Source organism: Erwinia rhapontici (assembly GCF_012271765.1).
Lineage (GTDB): Bacteria > Pseudomonadota > Gammaproteobacteria > Enterobacterales > Enterobacteriaceae > Erwinia > Erwinia rhapontici.
This window is the reverse complement of record NZ_VRKO01000007.1, coordinates 26,572-41,960: the sequence shown is the minus strand read 5'-3', so window position 1 is coordinate 41,960 and position 15,389 is coordinate 26,572. Positions and strand designations below refer to the sequence as shown.

19 protein-coding genes are annotated in these 15,389 nt (G+C 55.9%); 6 read left to right on the top strand and 13 right to left on the bottom strand.

Going from position 1 to position 15,389, the window contains the following annotated elements; all coding sequences use genetic code 11:
• The first annotated feature begins 40 nt into the window (after positions 1-40).
• Complete coding sequence (ptrR, locus tag FVB43_RS04970; RefSeq protein WP_133846752.1) at positions 41-955, top strand: putrescine utilization regulator PtrR; 915 nt, start codon at positions 41-43, stop codon at positions 953-955.
• A complete protein-coding gene (locus FVB43_RS04965) occupies positions 952-1,704 on the top strand; it encodes a hypothetical protein (protein WP_242462106.1) in 753 nt (250 codons plus the stop codon). Before ptrR ends, FVB43_RS04965 begins: the two co-directional genes overlap by 4 nt.
• 55 nt (positions 1,705-1,759) lie before the next feature.
• On the opposite strand, the gene FVB43_RS04960 is transcribed toward FVB43_RS04965, so the two are convergent.
• Positions 1,760-2,359: a TetR/AcrR family transcriptional regulator gene (locus FVB43_RS04960; RefSeq protein WP_167863493.1), complete on the bottom strand. Its 600-nt coding sequence runs from the start codon at positions 2,357-2,359 to the stop codon at positions 1,760-1,762.
• A 183-nt stretch (positions 2,360-2,542) separates the two neighbouring features.
• Between FVB43_RS04960 and FVB43_RS04955 the strand changes: the two genes are divergently transcribed.
• Genes FVB43_RS04955 through FVB43_RS04945 form a run of 3 tightly spaced genes read left to right on the top strand, consistent with a single transcriptional unit; the run spans position 2,543 to position 5,359 of the window.
• Positions 2,543-3,598 (top strand): sugar phosphate isomerase/epimerase family protein, encoded by a 1,056-nt coding sequence (locus FVB43_RS04955; protein WP_167863492.1) that lies wholly within the window; start codon positions 2,543-2,545, stop codon positions 3,596-3,598.
• A gap of 2 nt (positions 3,599-3,600) precedes the next feature.
• Entirely contained in the window at positions 3,601-4,461 is an 861-nt protein-coding gene (locus tag FVB43_RS04950; protein ID WP_133846749.1) for an alpha/beta fold hydrolase, read from the top strand.
• Positions 4,448-5,359 carry an alpha/beta hydrolase gene (locus FVB43_RS04945; RefSeq protein WP_167863491.1) on the top strand — a complete coding sequence of 304 codons (912 nt, stop codon included), beginning with the start codon at positions 4,448-4,450 and terminating at the stop codon, positions 5,357-5,359. The genes FVB43_RS04950 and FVB43_RS04945 overlap by 14 nt, the downstream gene beginning before the upstream one ends.
• 6 nt (positions 5,360-5,365) lie before the next feature.
• On the opposite strand, the gene FVB43_RS04940 is transcribed toward FVB43_RS04945, so the two are convergent.
• From FVB43_RS04940 to bhsA, 3 genes are all read right to left on the bottom strand, one after another.
• Positions 5,366-5,965 (bottom strand): hypothetical protein, encoded by a 600-nt coding sequence (locus tag FVB43_RS04940; RefSeq protein ID WP_133846747.1) that lies wholly within the window; start codon positions 5,963-5,965, stop codon positions 5,366-5,368.
• A 105-nt stretch (positions 5,966-6,070) separates the two neighbouring features.
• Entirely contained in the window at positions 6,071-6,328 is a 258-nt protein-coding gene (locus FVB43_RS04935; RefSeq protein ID WP_133846746.1) for a hypothetical protein, read from the bottom strand.
• A 35-nt stretch (positions 6,329-6,363) separates the two neighbouring features.
• Positions 6,364-6,621 (bottom strand): multiple stress resistance protein BhsA, encoded by a 258-nt coding sequence (gene bhsA / locus FVB43_RS04930; RefSeq protein WP_133846745.1) that lies wholly within the window; start codon positions 6,619-6,621, stop codon positions 6,364-6,366.
• A gap of 281 nt (positions 6,622-6,902) precedes the next feature.
• On the opposite strand from bhsA, the gene FVB43_RS04925 reads away from it, so the two are divergent.
• Positions 6,903-7,544 (top strand): TetR/AcrR family transcriptional regulator, encoded by a 642-nt coding sequence (locus FVB43_RS04925; RefSeq protein WP_167863542.1) that lies wholly within the window; start codon positions 6,903-6,905, stop codon positions 7,542-7,544.
• Positions 7,545-7,585: 41 nt separating this feature from the next.
• Here the strand turns inward: FVB43_RS04925 and FVB43_RS04920 are convergent, their stop codons facing one another.
• The 9 genes from FVB43_RS04920 to FVB43_RS04880 form a co-directional block, all read right to left on the bottom strand.
• Positions 7,586-8,893, bottom strand: a complete 1,308-nt coding sequence (locus FVB43_RS04920) for an NtaA/DmoA family FMN-dependent monooxygenase (RefSeq protein WP_133846744.1) — start codon at positions 8,891-8,893, stop codon at positions 7,586-7,588.
• A 5-nt stretch (positions 8,894-8,898) separates the two neighbouring features.
• Positions 8,899-9,690 (bottom strand): amino acid ABC transporter substrate-binding protein, encoded by a 792-nt coding sequence (locus tag FVB43_RS04915; RefSeq protein WP_133846743.1) that lies wholly within the window; start codon positions 9,688-9,690, stop codon positions 8,899-8,901.
• Between the two features lie 20 nt (positions 9,691-9,710).
• Complete coding sequence (locus tag FVB43_RS04910) at positions 9,711-10,379, bottom strand: amino acid ABC transporter permease (RefSeq protein ID WP_167863541.1); 669 nt, start codon at positions 10,377-10,379, stop codon at positions 9,711-9,713.
• 20 nt (positions 10,380-10,399) lie between these two features.
• Complete coding sequence (locus tag FVB43_RS04905; protein WP_167863490.1) at positions 10,400-11,131, bottom strand: amino acid ABC transporter ATP-binding protein; 732 nt, start codon at positions 11,129-11,131, stop codon at positions 10,400-10,402.
• A 134-nt stretch (positions 11,132-11,265) separates the two neighbouring features.
• Positions 11,266-12,078 carry a MetQ/NlpA family ABC transporter substrate-binding protein gene (locus FVB43_RS04900; protein ID WP_167863489.1) on the bottom strand — a complete coding sequence of 271 codons (813 nt, stop codon included), beginning with the start codon at positions 12,076-12,078 and terminating at the stop codon, positions 11,266-11,268.
• A gap of 18 nt (positions 12,079-12,096) precedes the next feature.
• Entirely contained in the window at positions 12,097-12,765 is a 669-nt protein-coding gene (locus FVB43_RS04895; RefSeq protein WP_167863488.1) for a methionine ABC transporter permease, read from the bottom strand.
• Positions 12,758-13,783, bottom strand: coding sequence for a methionine ABC transporter ATP-binding protein (locus FVB43_RS04890; protein WP_167863487.1), 1,026 nt, complete (start codon positions 13,781-13,783; stop codon positions 12,758-12,760). Before FVB43_RS04890 ends, FVB43_RS04895 begins: the two co-directional genes overlap by 8 nt.
• Before the next feature lie 421 nt (positions 13,784-14,204).
• Positions 14,205-14,450 carry a hypothetical protein gene (locus tag FVB43_RS04885; protein WP_167863486.1) on the bottom strand — a complete coding sequence of 82 codons (246 nt, stop codon included), beginning with the start codon at positions 14,448-14,450 and terminating at the stop codon, positions 14,205-14,207.
• 82 nt (positions 14,451-14,532) lie between these two features.
• Positions 14,533-15,372: a transporter substrate-binding domain-containing protein gene (locus FVB43_RS04880; RefSeq protein ID WP_167863485.1), complete on the bottom strand. Its 840-nt coding sequence runs from the start codon at positions 15,370-15,372 to the stop codon at positions 14,533-14,535.
• Between the last annotated feature and the right edge of the window lie 17 nt (positions 15,373-15,389).

Below are 15,389 nucleotides of genomic sequence, written 5' to 3'. Positions count from 1 at the left end.
TGAATAATAGAGAAAATTATTAGCTCAAAAAGAGAATGATATGGAATTAGCCCAGCTTGAAATTTTCCGTGCCATTGCAGAGGAAGGCAGCGTCACGGCGGCGGCCGAAAAGCTACACAGGGTGCCGTCTAATATCTCCACACGTCTGAAGCAGCTGGAAGAAGAACTCGGCTGCGCCCTGTTCCGGCGCGAAAAATTGCGTCTGTACATTACGGACAGCGGCAAAACGTTCCTCGACTACACCCAGCGTATTCTGGCCCTGACGGAAGAAGCGCGGCAGAGCGTGTCCGGCCAGCATCCCAGCGGCATTTTCACCCTGGGGGCGATTGAAAGCACTGCGGCCGTGCGGTTGCCGCCGCTGATTGCGCGTTATCATCAAACCTGGCCCCAGGTCGAGCTGGATCTGACCACCGGCCCGTCCGGGGATATGATCGATGGTGTGCTGGCCGGACAGTACAGTGCCGCCTTTGTTGACGGGCCGCCAAAGCATCCACAGCTGGAGGGCGTGGCGGTGTTTGCCGAAGAACTGGTGCTGATTGCCGCGCTGAATCATCCCCCGGTACCCAGCGCGGCCAGTATCTCCGGTTCAACTATCTACGCGTTCCGCGCCAACTGCTCCTACCGCCGGCATTTTGAAAACTGGTTTTCACGGGAAGATGCCGCACCGGGTAAGATTTTTGAGATGGAGTCTTACCACGGTATTCTCGCCTGCGTCAGCGCCGGGGCAGGACTGGCGCTGATCCCCGCCAGCATGCTGGCCAGTATGCCCGGCAGGGACAGCGTACGATCCTACCCGCTTAGCGGCGGACGCGGCAAAATTGCCATCTGGCTGATCTGGCGTAAAGGCACACAATCCACTAATTTACAGGCCATGACCCGGCTGCTACAGGCCAGCGTTACCGATGAACAGGCAGCCATCACCACTGAAAATACAGGGAAGAAAAGAGAACCATGAAGATGAAAACAGGCCTGACGATCGCCGCATTCTTACTCGCCGGCAGCGCCCACGCCGGATGGTATGTGGTGGATAACTATGAAGGTTCGCTCGGCGCCTGGCCGATACATCTGTCATTGCAGGAATACGACAGCTATGGCAGTGGGCTCAACATCAAGGGCAGCTATTATTACGATAAGTATCATGCCCCCATCCCGCTATACGGTAAACGCACCGCTGACGCGCTCGAACTCTGTGAAGTTCATGGTGCAGAGGACTATGACCGTGCGCTGGTTCAGGGAACACAAAAGGGTTTTGATACGCACTCCTGCCCGTTTCGCCTGACGCGCAAGGGCGAAGCGCTGACCGGACACTGGCAGCAGGGGGAAAAACGCTATGCCGTTGCACTGAAGCACACCACCTCGCTGGACAATACCAACGAGGGCAGCGTCACTGGCCAGCTGGTTGATATTCCTTTCTGGGGGCAAACCGCGACCCACAGCTTTATTGGCCACTATCAGGCCAGCACGGATGGCATCGCCATCGACAGCATCAGTGTCGTCAATAAAAAAACCGGCAACACTGACCAGACGATTAACCCGCAGCGGCCCCCGTGTAAGTTTGGCTTCTTTATGACGGCGATTTATCAGAATATGGAGAGTGATAACACAGGAAAAATGGTGTGGCTGAACTGCTACAGCGAGAAGGCCGATATCACCGTCGATTACCATTTTGATAGAACCCGACAGCGCTATATCACCACAGAATAGCGGGATCACAGATGGCAAACGCAGGGAGGCGGCGGGCCATCCGTGATATCGCGATTTATTCGGGTGTGCGCGTGCTCTGCAACAGCAGCAGTGAGCAACGCACCACCGGGTATAGTGCCTCACGGCTGACGCCATCACGGGCCTGAACAGAAAGGCCATGCAACACCGTAGCGTAATAGTTTCCCAGGCTTTCCGTATCGGTTCCCGCTAACAGTTGCCCAGCCTCTGCCGCCTGCTGCATTCGCTCAACGATCCCCCGGGTGCGACGGGTGCGTTGCTGCATCAGCCATTCACTCAGCAGCGAATGGTCTTCACTTAAAGCGCCCGTCGCCGACACCACCATACAGCCCAGCGGCGCCTCAGGGCGGGCATATAAACGGACGGCCTGTTCCAGCATCTCTCTGATGGCCACCTGGATATCAGGGTGCCGCAGGGCGCGTTCAGCAAATCCCCCTTCCTGCTGCTCGTAATGGCCGATAGCTTCACGGAACAGCTGCTCTTTCGAGCCGAACGCTTTATAAATACGTGCCGAGGCGATCCCCAGCGCCGCCACGAGGTCAGACAGGGAAGTGCCTTCATAGCCGTGGCGCCAGAACAGATCCCGGGCCTGAACCAGTGCCGTCTGCCGGTCAAATTCTCTTGGTCTGCCTGCCATAATGTTCCCGATAAGTCGCGATAATCAGCGCCTATTATCCTGCATATTTTATAAAAACCCACTGGCAATCCATCACGGCGGTCACAGGAAGATGAACCCTTTGTGCTGCCACAGCGATCCCGGGTTGCCAGAAACAGGCCGCGCCCCTATTGTTTGTTGATTGACAACAAATAGGAAAACACCATGCAAACGCTCAAAGGTCCCAGCCTGCATCTGGCCCAGTTCAGCGACGATATTTATCCCTTCAATACCCTCGACAACCTCGCCGCCTGGGCCCAGGGAAAGGGGTTTAAGGCGTTACAAATCCCCGCCTGGGACAGTCGCCTGTTCGACGTCAATACAGCGGCGCAGAGCCAGACTTACTGCGACGACCTGCGGGGACGCCTGGCCGAACACGGTCTGGCGATCAGTGAACTGACCAGCCATATTTTCGGCCAGCTGATGGCTGTTCATCCCGCCTATGACACCCTGTGTGACGGCTTCGCACCGCCCGCGCTGCGCGGTGAACCGTCGGCCCGACAGGCCTGGGCGAAAACACAGTTGCTGGCCACCCTTAAGGCAGCATCGCGTCTGGGCTTAGAAGATGTCGGCACCTTTTCAGGCTCGCTGGCCTGGCCCTATATCTTTCCTTTCCCCCAGCGCCCGGCGGGACTGGTGGAGAGTGCCTTTGATGAACTGGCCCGCCGCTGGCGACCCGTGCTGGATGAGGCAGAAGAGCTGGGCGTGAATCTGTGCTTTGAGATTCATCCGGGGGAGGATCTGCACGATGGCATCAGCTTCGAGATGTTTTTACAGCGTACCGGTCACCACCCCCGCTGCAAAATCCTGTTTGACCCCAGTCACTTTGTTCTTCAACAACTGAAGTATCTGGATTTTATCGATATCTATCATCCTTTCATCCGCATGTTTCACGTGAAGGATGCCGAGTTCATACCAACGGGGCGCCAGGGACTCTACGGCGGCTATCAGTCCTGGACAGAGCGCGCCGGACGTTTTCGTTCGACCGGTGACGGGCAGGTGAACTTCCCTGCCATCTTCTCAAAACTGGCGCAGTACGATTATCCCGGCTGGGCAGCGCTGGAGTGGGAGTGCTGTCTGAAGAACAAGCAAGATGGCGCACAGGAAGGGGCCGAGTTTATCCGTCGTCACATTATCAACGTGGCCGATACCGTGTTTGATGATTTTGCCGCTGCCCGCGTCAGCCAGACGCAGATAAACACACTGCTGGGAATCGACTGATTATGGAAAAGAAACACCATTATCTGCGGATTGCAGGACGAAAACTGCACTGTGTCACCGAGGGTGAAGGCCCGGCCGTGCTGCTGCTGCCAGGATGGCCGCAAACCTGGTTTGCCTGGCGTGACGTCATGACAACACTGGCACAGCAAGGCTTTACCACGGTGGCCATCGACCCGCCGGGCACCGGAGAGTCTGAGGCACCCGCAGGCGGTTACGACACCGGGAATATCGCGGCAGTGGCCCACCAGCTGATGACACAGCTGGGACACACCCGCTACCAGGCCATCGGCCACGATATCGGTATGTGGGTGGGTTACGCGCTGGCCGCTGATTTTCCCGAGGCTATTGAACGGCTGATCCTGACCGAAGCGGTGATCCCCGGGCTGGCACCCGCCCCGTCAATTTTTGTTGATCCCCAGGAAAATATCTTCCTCTGGCACTTTATGTTTAATCAGCTGGCCGACCTGCCAGAGGCGCTCACCACGGGCCGCGAACGCGCCTATCTCAGTTTTATCTTTGACAAATGGTCATGGCAGCGTCACCGGGTGGCGGCCGATATCTATATCCAGGCCTATAGCGAGCCCGGACGGCTTCAGGCTGGTTTCAGTTATTATCGCGCCATACCTGAAACAGTGCGTCAAAATCAGCGCCGCGCCCTGACACCGCTGCCGATGCCCGTGCTGGCCATTGGCGCAGAACATGCCACCCGTGATGCGCCCTATCTGACGATGCAGCCCGTCGCACCTTACCTGCAAAATGCCATGGTGGAGAACTGCGGCCACTTTATTACCGAAGAGTGCCCTGAGGCATTCTGTCACCTGGCCCTGCCATTTTTACAGGGAATAACCCATGCCGCTGAATAAAGACGTTGCGGCCTGGCTTGCCCGGCAGGTGCCGGCAGAGTCGTTGTCACTGGCGGCACTTCGCCACCAGACCGATCTCAGTCTGATAACGCAGCAGGGCGAAGCCCGCGATGGGCATTATCAGCACAGTTTCACCTTTCCCGCGAGCGACGGGCACGCCATCACCGTACGGGTCTATGTGCCCTGCGCGCTGGAACAGGAGACAGGACGCCCGGCGCTGATCTGGGCTCACGGGGGAGGATGGTGCCTGGGCAGCCTCACGGCGTGGGACCGACCCTGCCGCCTGCTGGCAGAAAACACCGGGTGCGTGGTATTTTCTGTCGACTACCGGCTTGCACCGGAACACCGCTGGCCCGTGCCGTTAAACGATCTCTGGCAGGCGCTGTGCTGGATCAGCGACCATGCCACAGACTGGGATCTGGACAGCACACAGATTGCCGTGGGAGGTGACAGTGCCGGGGGGAATCTTGCGGCAGCGGTATGTCTGATGGCACGGGACCGGGGAGGTCCTGCCATTTATCATCAGCTGTTGCTCTATCCGGCGCTGGATGCCAGCCTGTCACAACCCTCTTATCAGACCTGTGGGCAGGACTTCGGGCTGACAAAAGAAATGATGGCTTTCTGCTGGCAGCATTATCTTGGCCAGCAGCCGCTGCCGGAAACATCGCTGATTTCCCCCCTGCTCCTGTCATCGGCACGCGGCTTACCAGCGACAACATTGTTACTGTGTGAATACGATCCGTTGAGGGATGAAGGCGAGGCCTTTGCCCGGCGTCTTATCACGGAAGGTGTGAACGTAAACCTCCACTGGCTCGATGGCCTGATCCATGGTGCCATGCACATGACCGACATCACCCCGGAGGCAGAGCGCTGCTATACCCTGTCGCGCTTTATCTGAAGAGATTCAGCGCCCGCGCACGGGCGCTGAAACCTGTCGCCGGATTGCAGCCAGCGTCCGGCGACGTATCAGTCCACTGGCTGCACGGATCAGCAACCAGTAAGGCAGCAGTTTAAGACGGGTACGGGTATCCGGGCAGCCAATAAAGGTTTCAGTACATAACCGCCACGCTTCTCCATCAGGTAACAGGTGAAAATGCAGTACCAGCCGGGCAACCCCCTTATCCTGAAGCCGTCCGAAGTCAGCCGCATCCTCCAGCGTAATAATCCCCATATCCGGCCGCCAGAAACGCCCGGCCAGACCAAACGACATCAGCTGATCCTGACGTTGCAACAGCGTAAATGTGTGCAAACCAAATTCCGGCTGTGGGTTGATTTGCCTGCCCAGGCGCAGCACCTTCCCCGGTAGCTCCCGCACCGTCATCAGAGCATCAGCGACCCGATCGTTACGCATATCATACTGTTCCACCGCATTAAGGATGGCCTGCGGAGTGGCATAAATCGGCGCGGAGTGGTGTTTTTCGTAGAAGTGAGTCGAGGGTAGGTACGGCGTATAGCAAAGAGACTGCTGTCGGTCCTTTTCACTTACCCATCCCAGAATGGTCATTGCTGCTCCTGATTCACATGGCTGGCTTCCGTGTCGATAGTAGCGTAGTGGCTTTTTTTTCGCATAAAAAAACCGCCGGATAAGCGGCGGTTTTCAAAATACATTTTAGTGATAGCTGATGGTGGTGCCATACAGACTGTTCGCACCCGTCACCCGGGCTATCGCTAACGGTCTTGCCGCAGGTAAGGCAGGCGTTCCCGAGAGCTGAACGTCCAGGGATACCAGCGTGGTGCTGCCGGTAACATAGGTCGTGGCCACAGCAGGTGGAACCGTACTCACTTGCCCTTCAGGAAGTGCTGCCAGGCTGGCACCAGACATCGTGCTCAGGATGACGGCAACAAGGGCGGATTTGCTAAGTTTCATACTATCCCCTTGATGCTCATTCATAGTCATCGCTATTACTGGTAAATCACCGCGGTGCCGTTCAGTTTATTGTCACCGACAGTGGAAGTGATTCGGAATGATTTCGCGCCCGCCTGGTCCGCTTTTGCAGACAGCTGGGATTCCAGTGAAGAGAGGTTAGACGCGCCGCTGGCAGAAATGACACCTACCTGCTGTTGCTGAGCGGGATCGGCATTCACGAGATCAGCGGCAAAACCGGCGAAAGATACGGAAGTCAGTGCGATAGCGGCCAGGGTCATTTTGATGGTTTTCATAATTTTACTCTCAGTTGAATTCGGTTGTTTGATGTTGCCGTCGTTATTAATTAACGATCGATAGGTAAATGTTATGCCTGTTTGTGATCTCCGTCAACATTGTTTTATTAACGATCGCTAATTTAAAAACTAACATCTTGAATTTATTTACAATAAAGTTATATTTTTTTCTTCTTAACGCCAGATCACAGCACATGTAAACGCCGCTCGACAGCGGGGTTTAATGTTTTTATACTGATTGATAATTAAATGACCGAGCGGGATTGCGTAAGTGAGGAATGATGAATACTGAGCAGGACGCAGGCATCAGAAAAGGCCGGGGACGGCCAAAAACGTTTGACCGGGAAGCCGCGCTGGATAAAGCGCTGGAACTGTTCTGGCGCCATGGCTACGAAGGCACGTCACTGGCAGATCTGGTGGAAGCCACGGGTGCGAAAGCGCCAACGCTGTATGCGGAATTTACCAATAAAGAAGGGATGTTCCGTGCCGCTGTCGATCGCTATACAGAGAAGTTTGCCCGCCAGAGTGAAGCGGCGCTGAGCTGCCCGGAAAGCTGTGTTGCGAGCGGTATAGAGAACTATTTCCGTTCAACGGCCGCCTGTTTCACCGACGGTAAAAAACCCGGAGGCTGCTTCTTTATCTGCACCTCCAGCACCCTGTCAGCGGATTCGTCGGAAGTGGCCGAAATGCTGCGCGACCGGCACAGCAATCAGGAACAGCATCTGCTGGCGTTTTTGCAGGCGCGGCAGGCGGCCGGAGAGCTTGACCCGAACACCCGCGTCAGTGCGCTGGCGGCGTATCTCTGCTGTTTGTTGCAGGGGATGTCGGTACGTGCGCGTGAGGGTGCGACGCGCGCGGAACTGGATCAGTTGATTGATACATTGATGTTGCAGTGGCCGCTGTTAAGTAAACTGGGCAGCTGAAAGCGGAAGGGATCACCCCCTTCCGTTTTTGCCTGATATTTTCAGCGCGTGGGACGTTCCAGCCCCAGATGCCCGCGTAACGTATCTGACTGATACTCGTCACGGAACACGCCTCTTTCCTGTAATAACGGCACCACCTCGTTGAAGAAGGCATCTGACGCGCCCGGCACCCAGGGCGGCATCACCACAAATCCATCGACTGCCCGTTGCTGATACCAGAGCGCGATCCGCTCCGCCAGCGCAGAGGCTGTACCGGCAACGGTAAACCCCGATCCGGCAATCCAGCGGGTAAACTGCCGCACTGTCATGCCCTGCGCACGTGCCTGATTCAGCATTGGCGCAAAACGCTCACGTCGTGCCAGTGTATCGGCAATGTCCGGCATCGGGCCGTCGAGATCGTGCTGCGCCCAGTCATAGTTCATGGTGTTCGACAGGTGCGTCAGCGTTGCCAGCGGATGATGCAGACGCGTCAGCTCGGCGAGTAACTCATCGGCTTCTTTCTGCGTACGCCCAATCACCGGTTGCAACCCCGGCAGGATCTTCAGGCTGTCCGCCGCACGTCCCTGCGCCACCACCAGCGCCTTTAACTGCGCGTAATACGCCTGGGCCGAGGCCAGATCCGGTTTCTCAGCGGCAAAGACGGCATCGGCTTCGCGTGCTGCCAGCGCCATAAACGGTCCGGAACCGCCCGCCTGGAAGGTGACCGGATGCCCCTGTGGCGGGCGTGACAGATTCAGCGGCCCACGGCTGGTAAACCAGGGTGTCTCAATGCCTGCATAGCGAATACATTCGCCGCGTGCATATACTCCGCTTTCACGATCCGCCACGATGGCATCGTCGGCCCAGCTGTCCCACAGGGTACGCACCGCCTGAATAAACGCAGCGGCTTTCTGATAACGCTGATCGTGGCTTAACAGTGTCTGACCGTAGTTTGCGGCTTCTGCATCGCTGGTTGAGGTCACTACATTCCAGCCGGCACGTCCCCCCGTGAGGTGATCAAGGGTTGCCAGCGTGCGCGCGGCGGCAAACGGCTGGATCACTGAGCTGGATATCGTCCCGGCCAGCCCGATTTTCTCCGTGACCGCCCCCAGAGCGGAAAGCACCGTAAACGGCTCCGGTCGCTCGGTCACCCGATAGCGCACGGCATCGGTGACACTGTCACCATACACATCATCAATCGACAGCTTGTCGGCCATAAAAATCAGGTCAAACTTTGCCGCTTCCGCCTTTAACGCCAGTGATTTCAGTACATGCCAGTCCGTCGGGCTGGGCCGCTCCGCGCCCGGCATACGCCATCCTGAATAGTGACAACCGGTGGCATCAAGAAACAGGGCAAGATGCAGAGACATGCGGGTTATCCTTTTACAGGCTGATGGCTGACGCTGAGATCGCTGTCGAACCATTTCTCAGAAATTTTCTTCAGCGTACCGTCTGCGCGCAGCTCGCCCAGCGCCTGGTCCACTTTAGCCTTCAGCGCGCTGCCCCGCTCATCTTTGCGGAACGGCAGCGCCACCTGTTTCTCACCAAAGGTTTCTCCCACCACCTTCAGCGGCAAATGTTTGCGCTTAATCTGCCCCAGCAGGATCACCTGGCCGGAGACAAACGCATCCACTTTGCCCTGCGCCACGCTGCTGACAATCACGTCCATCCCCTCAAAAGTCACCAGCTTAATCTGGTTCTGCGGGTCAAACTCCTTCAGCACCTTCGCATAGTTAGAACCGAGTTCCGCCGCCACAGTTTTGCCTTTCATATCACTCAGGCCATGGATCGTGGTGTTATTTTCACTGACCGCCAGTGCCGCAGCGGAGTAGTAATACGGGACGCTGTAATCATACTTTTTCCGGCGCTCCGGGGTATCCGCAAAGTTACCGACCGTATCGACCTTACCGGTTTCCAGCGATCCCAGCACACCGACCCAGTCAGAGGTCACCCACTCCACTTTATAGTGAATTTTATCGGCCACCGCCTGCAAAATATCCGCGCTAAAACCCTGAACTTCACCGTCCTGCACAAAGTAGTGCGGGTAACCGTCCGGCGTGGCCCCCACGCGTAAAACAGGCTGTTCACTTGCTGAGTCAGATGGCTTGTCGCAACCGCTCAGCAGCGACAAAACGCAGGCCATCAGCGCTATTTTTTTCCCTTTCATTGTTCTGTTTTCCCGATTAATCAGACTTTATAAGGTTTGCCGATATAGCGTTCCAGCTGTCGCTGGAGTGCACTCAGCACAATGGTCAGTGCCCAGTACACCAGGCCCACCGCGAAGTAGGCTTCAAAAAACTTCAGTGACTCTGTAGCGATTAACTTCCCCCCCGCCAGCAGCTCACTGACACCCAGTGTGAACGCCAGCGAGGAGTTTTTGATCAGGCCAATCCAGATATTGCCCGCACCGGGGATAGCATTGCGGCATGCCTGGGGCAGCACAATACGCCGCGCCGCCTGGATGTGACCCAGCCCGGAGGCCAGTGAGGCTTCCCACTGTCCTTCGTCCACTGAATCAATTGCCGCTCGGAACACTTCCGCCAGATAGGCCGCACTGTTGAGGCTCAGGCCGAGGATCACCGCGTGAATAGCATCGAGGTTGTTCATTAACGGAAACACCTGCGGCAAGCCAAAGTAGATCATCAGCAGTTGCACCAGCACCGGCGTACCGCGAAAGAAAGAGATATACAGATGGGCGAAGGCCGCCAGCGGACGCGCGGCACGCAACAGTAAGGCCACGCCCAACCCCAGCACGGTAGCAAGCACAATGGAGAGCAGTGAAATGGTCAGCGTCACCGGCAGGTACTGAAGGATCTGGGGGATAATGCCCAGCATGTAAGCCACATCAAAATGCATCAATAACCTCCCTGTTGCGATCAGGCAACATCATGAAGAAAGTGCCGGGCGCGGCCTTCGCCAGTGATATCGAACAGCTCGGCGGGGGGACCCTGCTCGATAATCCGCCCCTGCTCCATAAAGAACAGGCGGCTGGAAATATCGCGGGCGAAATGCATCTCGTGGGTAACAATCAGCATGGTGAAATCCCGTTCCGCCAGCGCAGCAATCAGGTTAAGAATATCGCGGCGTAATTCCGGATCGAGCGATGAAGTCGGTTCATCCAGCAACAACACCTCAGGTTCAAGACTCAGCGCACGGGCGATGCCCACCCGCTGCTGCTGGCCGCCGGACAGCGTGGCCGGATACGCCGCCGCTTTGTGCGCCAGCCCCACGCTGGTCAGCAGCGCCATGCCGCGCTCTGTGGCATCCGCACGCGAAAAGCCGCGCCCGTAGATCAGCACTTCAGTGATGTTCTCTAACGCCGTTTTATTACGGAACAGGTTGTAATGCTGGAACACCATCGCGCTCTGACGGCGAAAAAGGCGGGTATCACTGCGACTGAGCCGACGGGCATCAACGGACATATCGCCAATCGTCAGCTGACCGCTGTCGGGTTTCACCAGCAGATTAAGGCTGCGTAACAGAGTCGATTTGCCGGAGCCGGAAGGGCCGATAATGGAAATCACCTCACCCCGTTTAACGGTGAAATGAATATCATTAAGTGCATGATAATGCTGGAAGGTTTTGTTTAATCCGCTAACCGATATCATCGTCGCCCCGGGTAAAAATTGACATCCGGGCAGTGTAGCGTTGCAGAAATGAGTAAACGAATGCTTAAAAAATATAAGGTTAGCAGGGAAAAGTCAGAGGGAAAAAAGGCCGGTTACCCGGCCTTCTGTCAATATCAGTTATTAACCGGGATCACCGCGCCTTTGTATTTGGTACGGATCCAGTCCTGAATCGCTTTTGAATGCAGCACGGTCACCAGCGCTTTCACATCCGGCTTGTTCTCATCACCACGGTGCACGGTAATGATGTTTGCGTACGGGTTGTTCTCACCGCTTTCTACGGCAATCGGGCCTTTCACCGGGTCCAGACCCGCATCAATCGCATAGTTTGCGTTGATCACTACCGCATCGCCTTCGTCATTGTTGTACATCTGCGGCAGCAGCGCGCCTTCAACATTGGCAAGGAATTTCAGGTGTTTCGGGTTTTCCACGATATCGCTGATACGTGCATCAATTTTGCTGACGCCAGGTTTCAGTTTGATCACACCTTCTTTCTCGAAGATAGACAGGATACGGCCTTCTTCAGCCACCGCATCACGCATGATCACTTTGCCGTTCTGCGGCAGATCTTTCAGCGATTTGTACTTCTTCGAGTAAATGCCAATTGGCTCGATGTGGATAGCGCCAGCGCTGACGAAATCGTAGGTTTTATCCCCGGCGTGATCTTTCAGCACGCTGTTCAGGTAAGGGATATGCTGGAAATAGTTAGCATCGATATCACGGCTGGCCAGCGCGGTGTTCGGCAGAATGTAGTCCTGGAAGGGTTTGATTTCCAGATCAATGCCCTGCTTCGCCAGAATCGGTTTCGCCTGCTCAAGGATCTCAGCGTGCGGCACGTTGGAGGCGCCGACGGTCAGCGTATCAGCCCATGCACTCAGACTCAGCGCACCCAGAGTGGCCGCAGCCAGCAGCGTCAGTGTTTTTTTCATTTTGTTTTTCCTAAAAAGTTAACGTTTGTCGAGCCGTGCCGTGAGCACATCACCTAAGAACTGGATGATAAAGACAATCACCAGAATCATTACCGTCGCCACCAGCGTCACATCGCCGTGGTTACGTTGAAAACCTTCCAGATACGCAAGATTGCCGAGGCCGCCCGCGCCAATTACGCCAGCCATCGCGCTGTAACTGACCAGTGCAATCAGGGTCACCGTGATACCCGACACCAGTGCAGGAGATGACTCCGGCAGCAGCACGCGGAAAATCAGGGTACTGAGACGTGCGCCCATCGAACGCGAGGCTTCAATCACACCTTTGTCGACCTCACGCAGGCCAATTTCCACCAGTCGTGCATAGAACGGTGCCGCACCGACGATCAGGGCAGGCAGCGCAGCATCTGCGCCGAGAATGGTGCCGATCAGCGTTTTGGTAAACGGGATCAACAACACGATTAAAATGATGAACGGAATCGAGCGGAACACGTTGACCAGGACCGAGATCACCGAATAAATCGCACGATTCTGGAACAGTCCCCCGCGTGCGGTCAGGAACAGCGCCAGCCCGAGCACAATGCCGAGCACAAACGTCGCCACGCCGGACAGCGCGGTCATATACAGCGTCTCACCGGTGGCGGCCCAGAGCTGATCCAGTTTCAAATGCGGGAACAGGTTCTCAAACATGGCTGACGACCTCGGTAGTAATGGCATAAGAATGTAAATCGTCGAGAATGTTCGACAACTGGGCAGGCGTCGCAGGTACCTGCAGCCAGAGTTCGCCAAAGGTGCCGTTGGTGGTCTGGGTCATTTTTCCATGCAGAATATTGAAGGGTAAGGCGTACTTCAGCGTCAGCTCACCGACAATCGGCTGCTGGGTGCTTTTACCGACAAACGTCAGCCTGACCACCGCGCCCTCCTCGGCATTAATCAGCTCAGGATTAAACGGAGTATCTGCGTTGCTGTACTCCGACGTCTGCTTAACAAACATGCGGGTAATGGGCTGCTGCGGGTGAGTAAACACCGACAGGACTTCGCCCTCTTCAACGATTTTACCGTCTTCCATCACCGCCACGTGGTGACAGATTTTACGCACCACATGCATCTCATGGGTGATCAGCACGATAGTCAGTTTCAACTGACGGTTAATATCCAGCAGCAGATCGAGAATGGCATCGGTAGTTTGCGGATCGAGCGCAGAGGTTGCTTCATCACACAGCAGCACATCCGGGCTGTTGGCCAGCGCACGAGCAATACCCACACGCTGTTTCTGCCCGCCACTGAGCTGCGCAGGATAAACCTGCTCTTTACCGGTCAGCCCCACCAGCGCGATCAGTTCCTGCACCCGGCGCTGGATCACCGCTTTTGGTGCCCCGGCAATTTGCAGGGAGAAGGCGATATTTTCGCTAACGGTGCGTGACCACAGCAGGTTGAAGTGCTGGAAAACCATGCTGATTTTCAGACGGGCCTGACGCAGGGCTTCACCGCTGGCCAGCGCGATGTCCTGCCCGGCGATAATCACGCTGCCGGAAGTCGGTTTTTCCAGCCCGTTAAGCAAACGGATCAGGGTACTTTTTCCTGCCCCGCTGTAGCCGATAATGCCGTAAATCTGCCCCTGCTCAACCTGCAGGCTGACGTCATTAACGGCGGTCACCGGGCCTGATTTGGCGTTAAATATTTTTGAAACGTTGCGTAAAACTATCATCTGATGCCTGTTTTCTGCCGTCGTACCAGCGAAAAACGCTGATTAATTAAACTGATTATTATGCGTGCATTATTGGTAGCACTAATTGCCAAACGATATTAATCAGGCCGGGAATTATTGGAAACGATTGAAATGACATGGGTTATAACTAAATGGAATATGTAGAATGGATCGCATACAAATGATCTAAAAATACAGCGTTGGTCCTGAACGTGGCAGGCTGGGCTGTCAGGAATGCGTTTATTTACGCACGCGTAACAAGCGGGCTGATGGCGAACGGATTTTTCAGGGAGATGAAAAGCAAAAAACCACCCGTAAAGGTGGTTTCTGTAATGCTTTTAGTGTTCGTCGGCCTGCATCTTTCAGCGTCGCGAGGGAGAGCGCCGTCTCTGTATCCCTGCCGATTGATATTACAGCACTGTTATACCCTGGAATCAAGCTGCTGCAGATACTCTGCAACCTCCGCATCCACGCCATCAACAGCAGTGTGTTCCGAGGCGGGGAGGTATAGCTCGGAGAGAATACGATGTTTTTGTTTCAACAGCGAAAGTTCGCTTTGCAGCAGGCTTTCCGCATACCGGGTATCGGCCAGTTGAGTAGTGAGTTCTGCCTGCCGGACGTCAAACGTGGCTCGTGTCTGACGGGCGTTAGCTTTGCGGCGAACCACTGCGAATTAGCCGACAGATTTCATTCATGACTCTTTGTAGCATCAAGCACAGGGAGCCACAAAGGCTCCCTGTGGCAACCCCCTACTCCGCTTTCGCCGGGTTGATCGATGAATGGGTAATGGCGACATCTTCTACATGGTATTTCGCCAGAATCTTCTGGTAGGTGCCATCCGCAATCAGCGCATTGATCGCCTCAGTCCAGTATTTTGCCGCGCCGGATGACTTGCTGACCGGTATCCCTGCATAAGTGGTATCAAACACCGGGCCAACGGCTTTCAGGTCTGACTGGCTTTGCAGCAACCAGCCATTTTCCCCGGTATACCCCAGCGTGGCATCGGCACGGCCGGAGCGCAGAGCCAGCCAGGTCGCACCGCGATCGGGGAACTGACTGACAGTGATCGCTTTCTTCCCGGCGGCAGTACACTGCGCCGACTGCGTTTCCAGCGTTTTGGTGGACGGATGGCTGGCCAGTAACGCCACGGTTTTCCCGCACAAATCCTGCAAGGTGGCCTGCTCATTCAGCGCCGAATTTTTCAGCACAATCAGCCGGTATCCGGCAATAACCGTGGCGGCAATATCCACCACCTGCTGGCGCTCCGGCGTGGCATCCAACCCTGCCGCCAGCGTAAATTTACCGGACTGGATAGCCGGGATCACCGCGGCAAAATCCCCGCTGGTGACCTCCAGCTTGGCCCCCAGGCGCTCGGCGGCCGCCACGGCAATATCATAGAAATAACCGGTCGGTTTCCCTTCATCGTTTTTAAACGATAAAGGCTGCCAGTCATACTGTATCGCCGTCACCAGCGTTTTACCGACATAGGGCGAACCCGCTATCGGTGCCGCAGCAGCGATAGCGGGGAACAACGTTGCAGCGATCAGGGCACTGGCGATAGCGGTGAGACCCGCTTTAGTCACTGGCATAATGGTCTTCTCTGGTT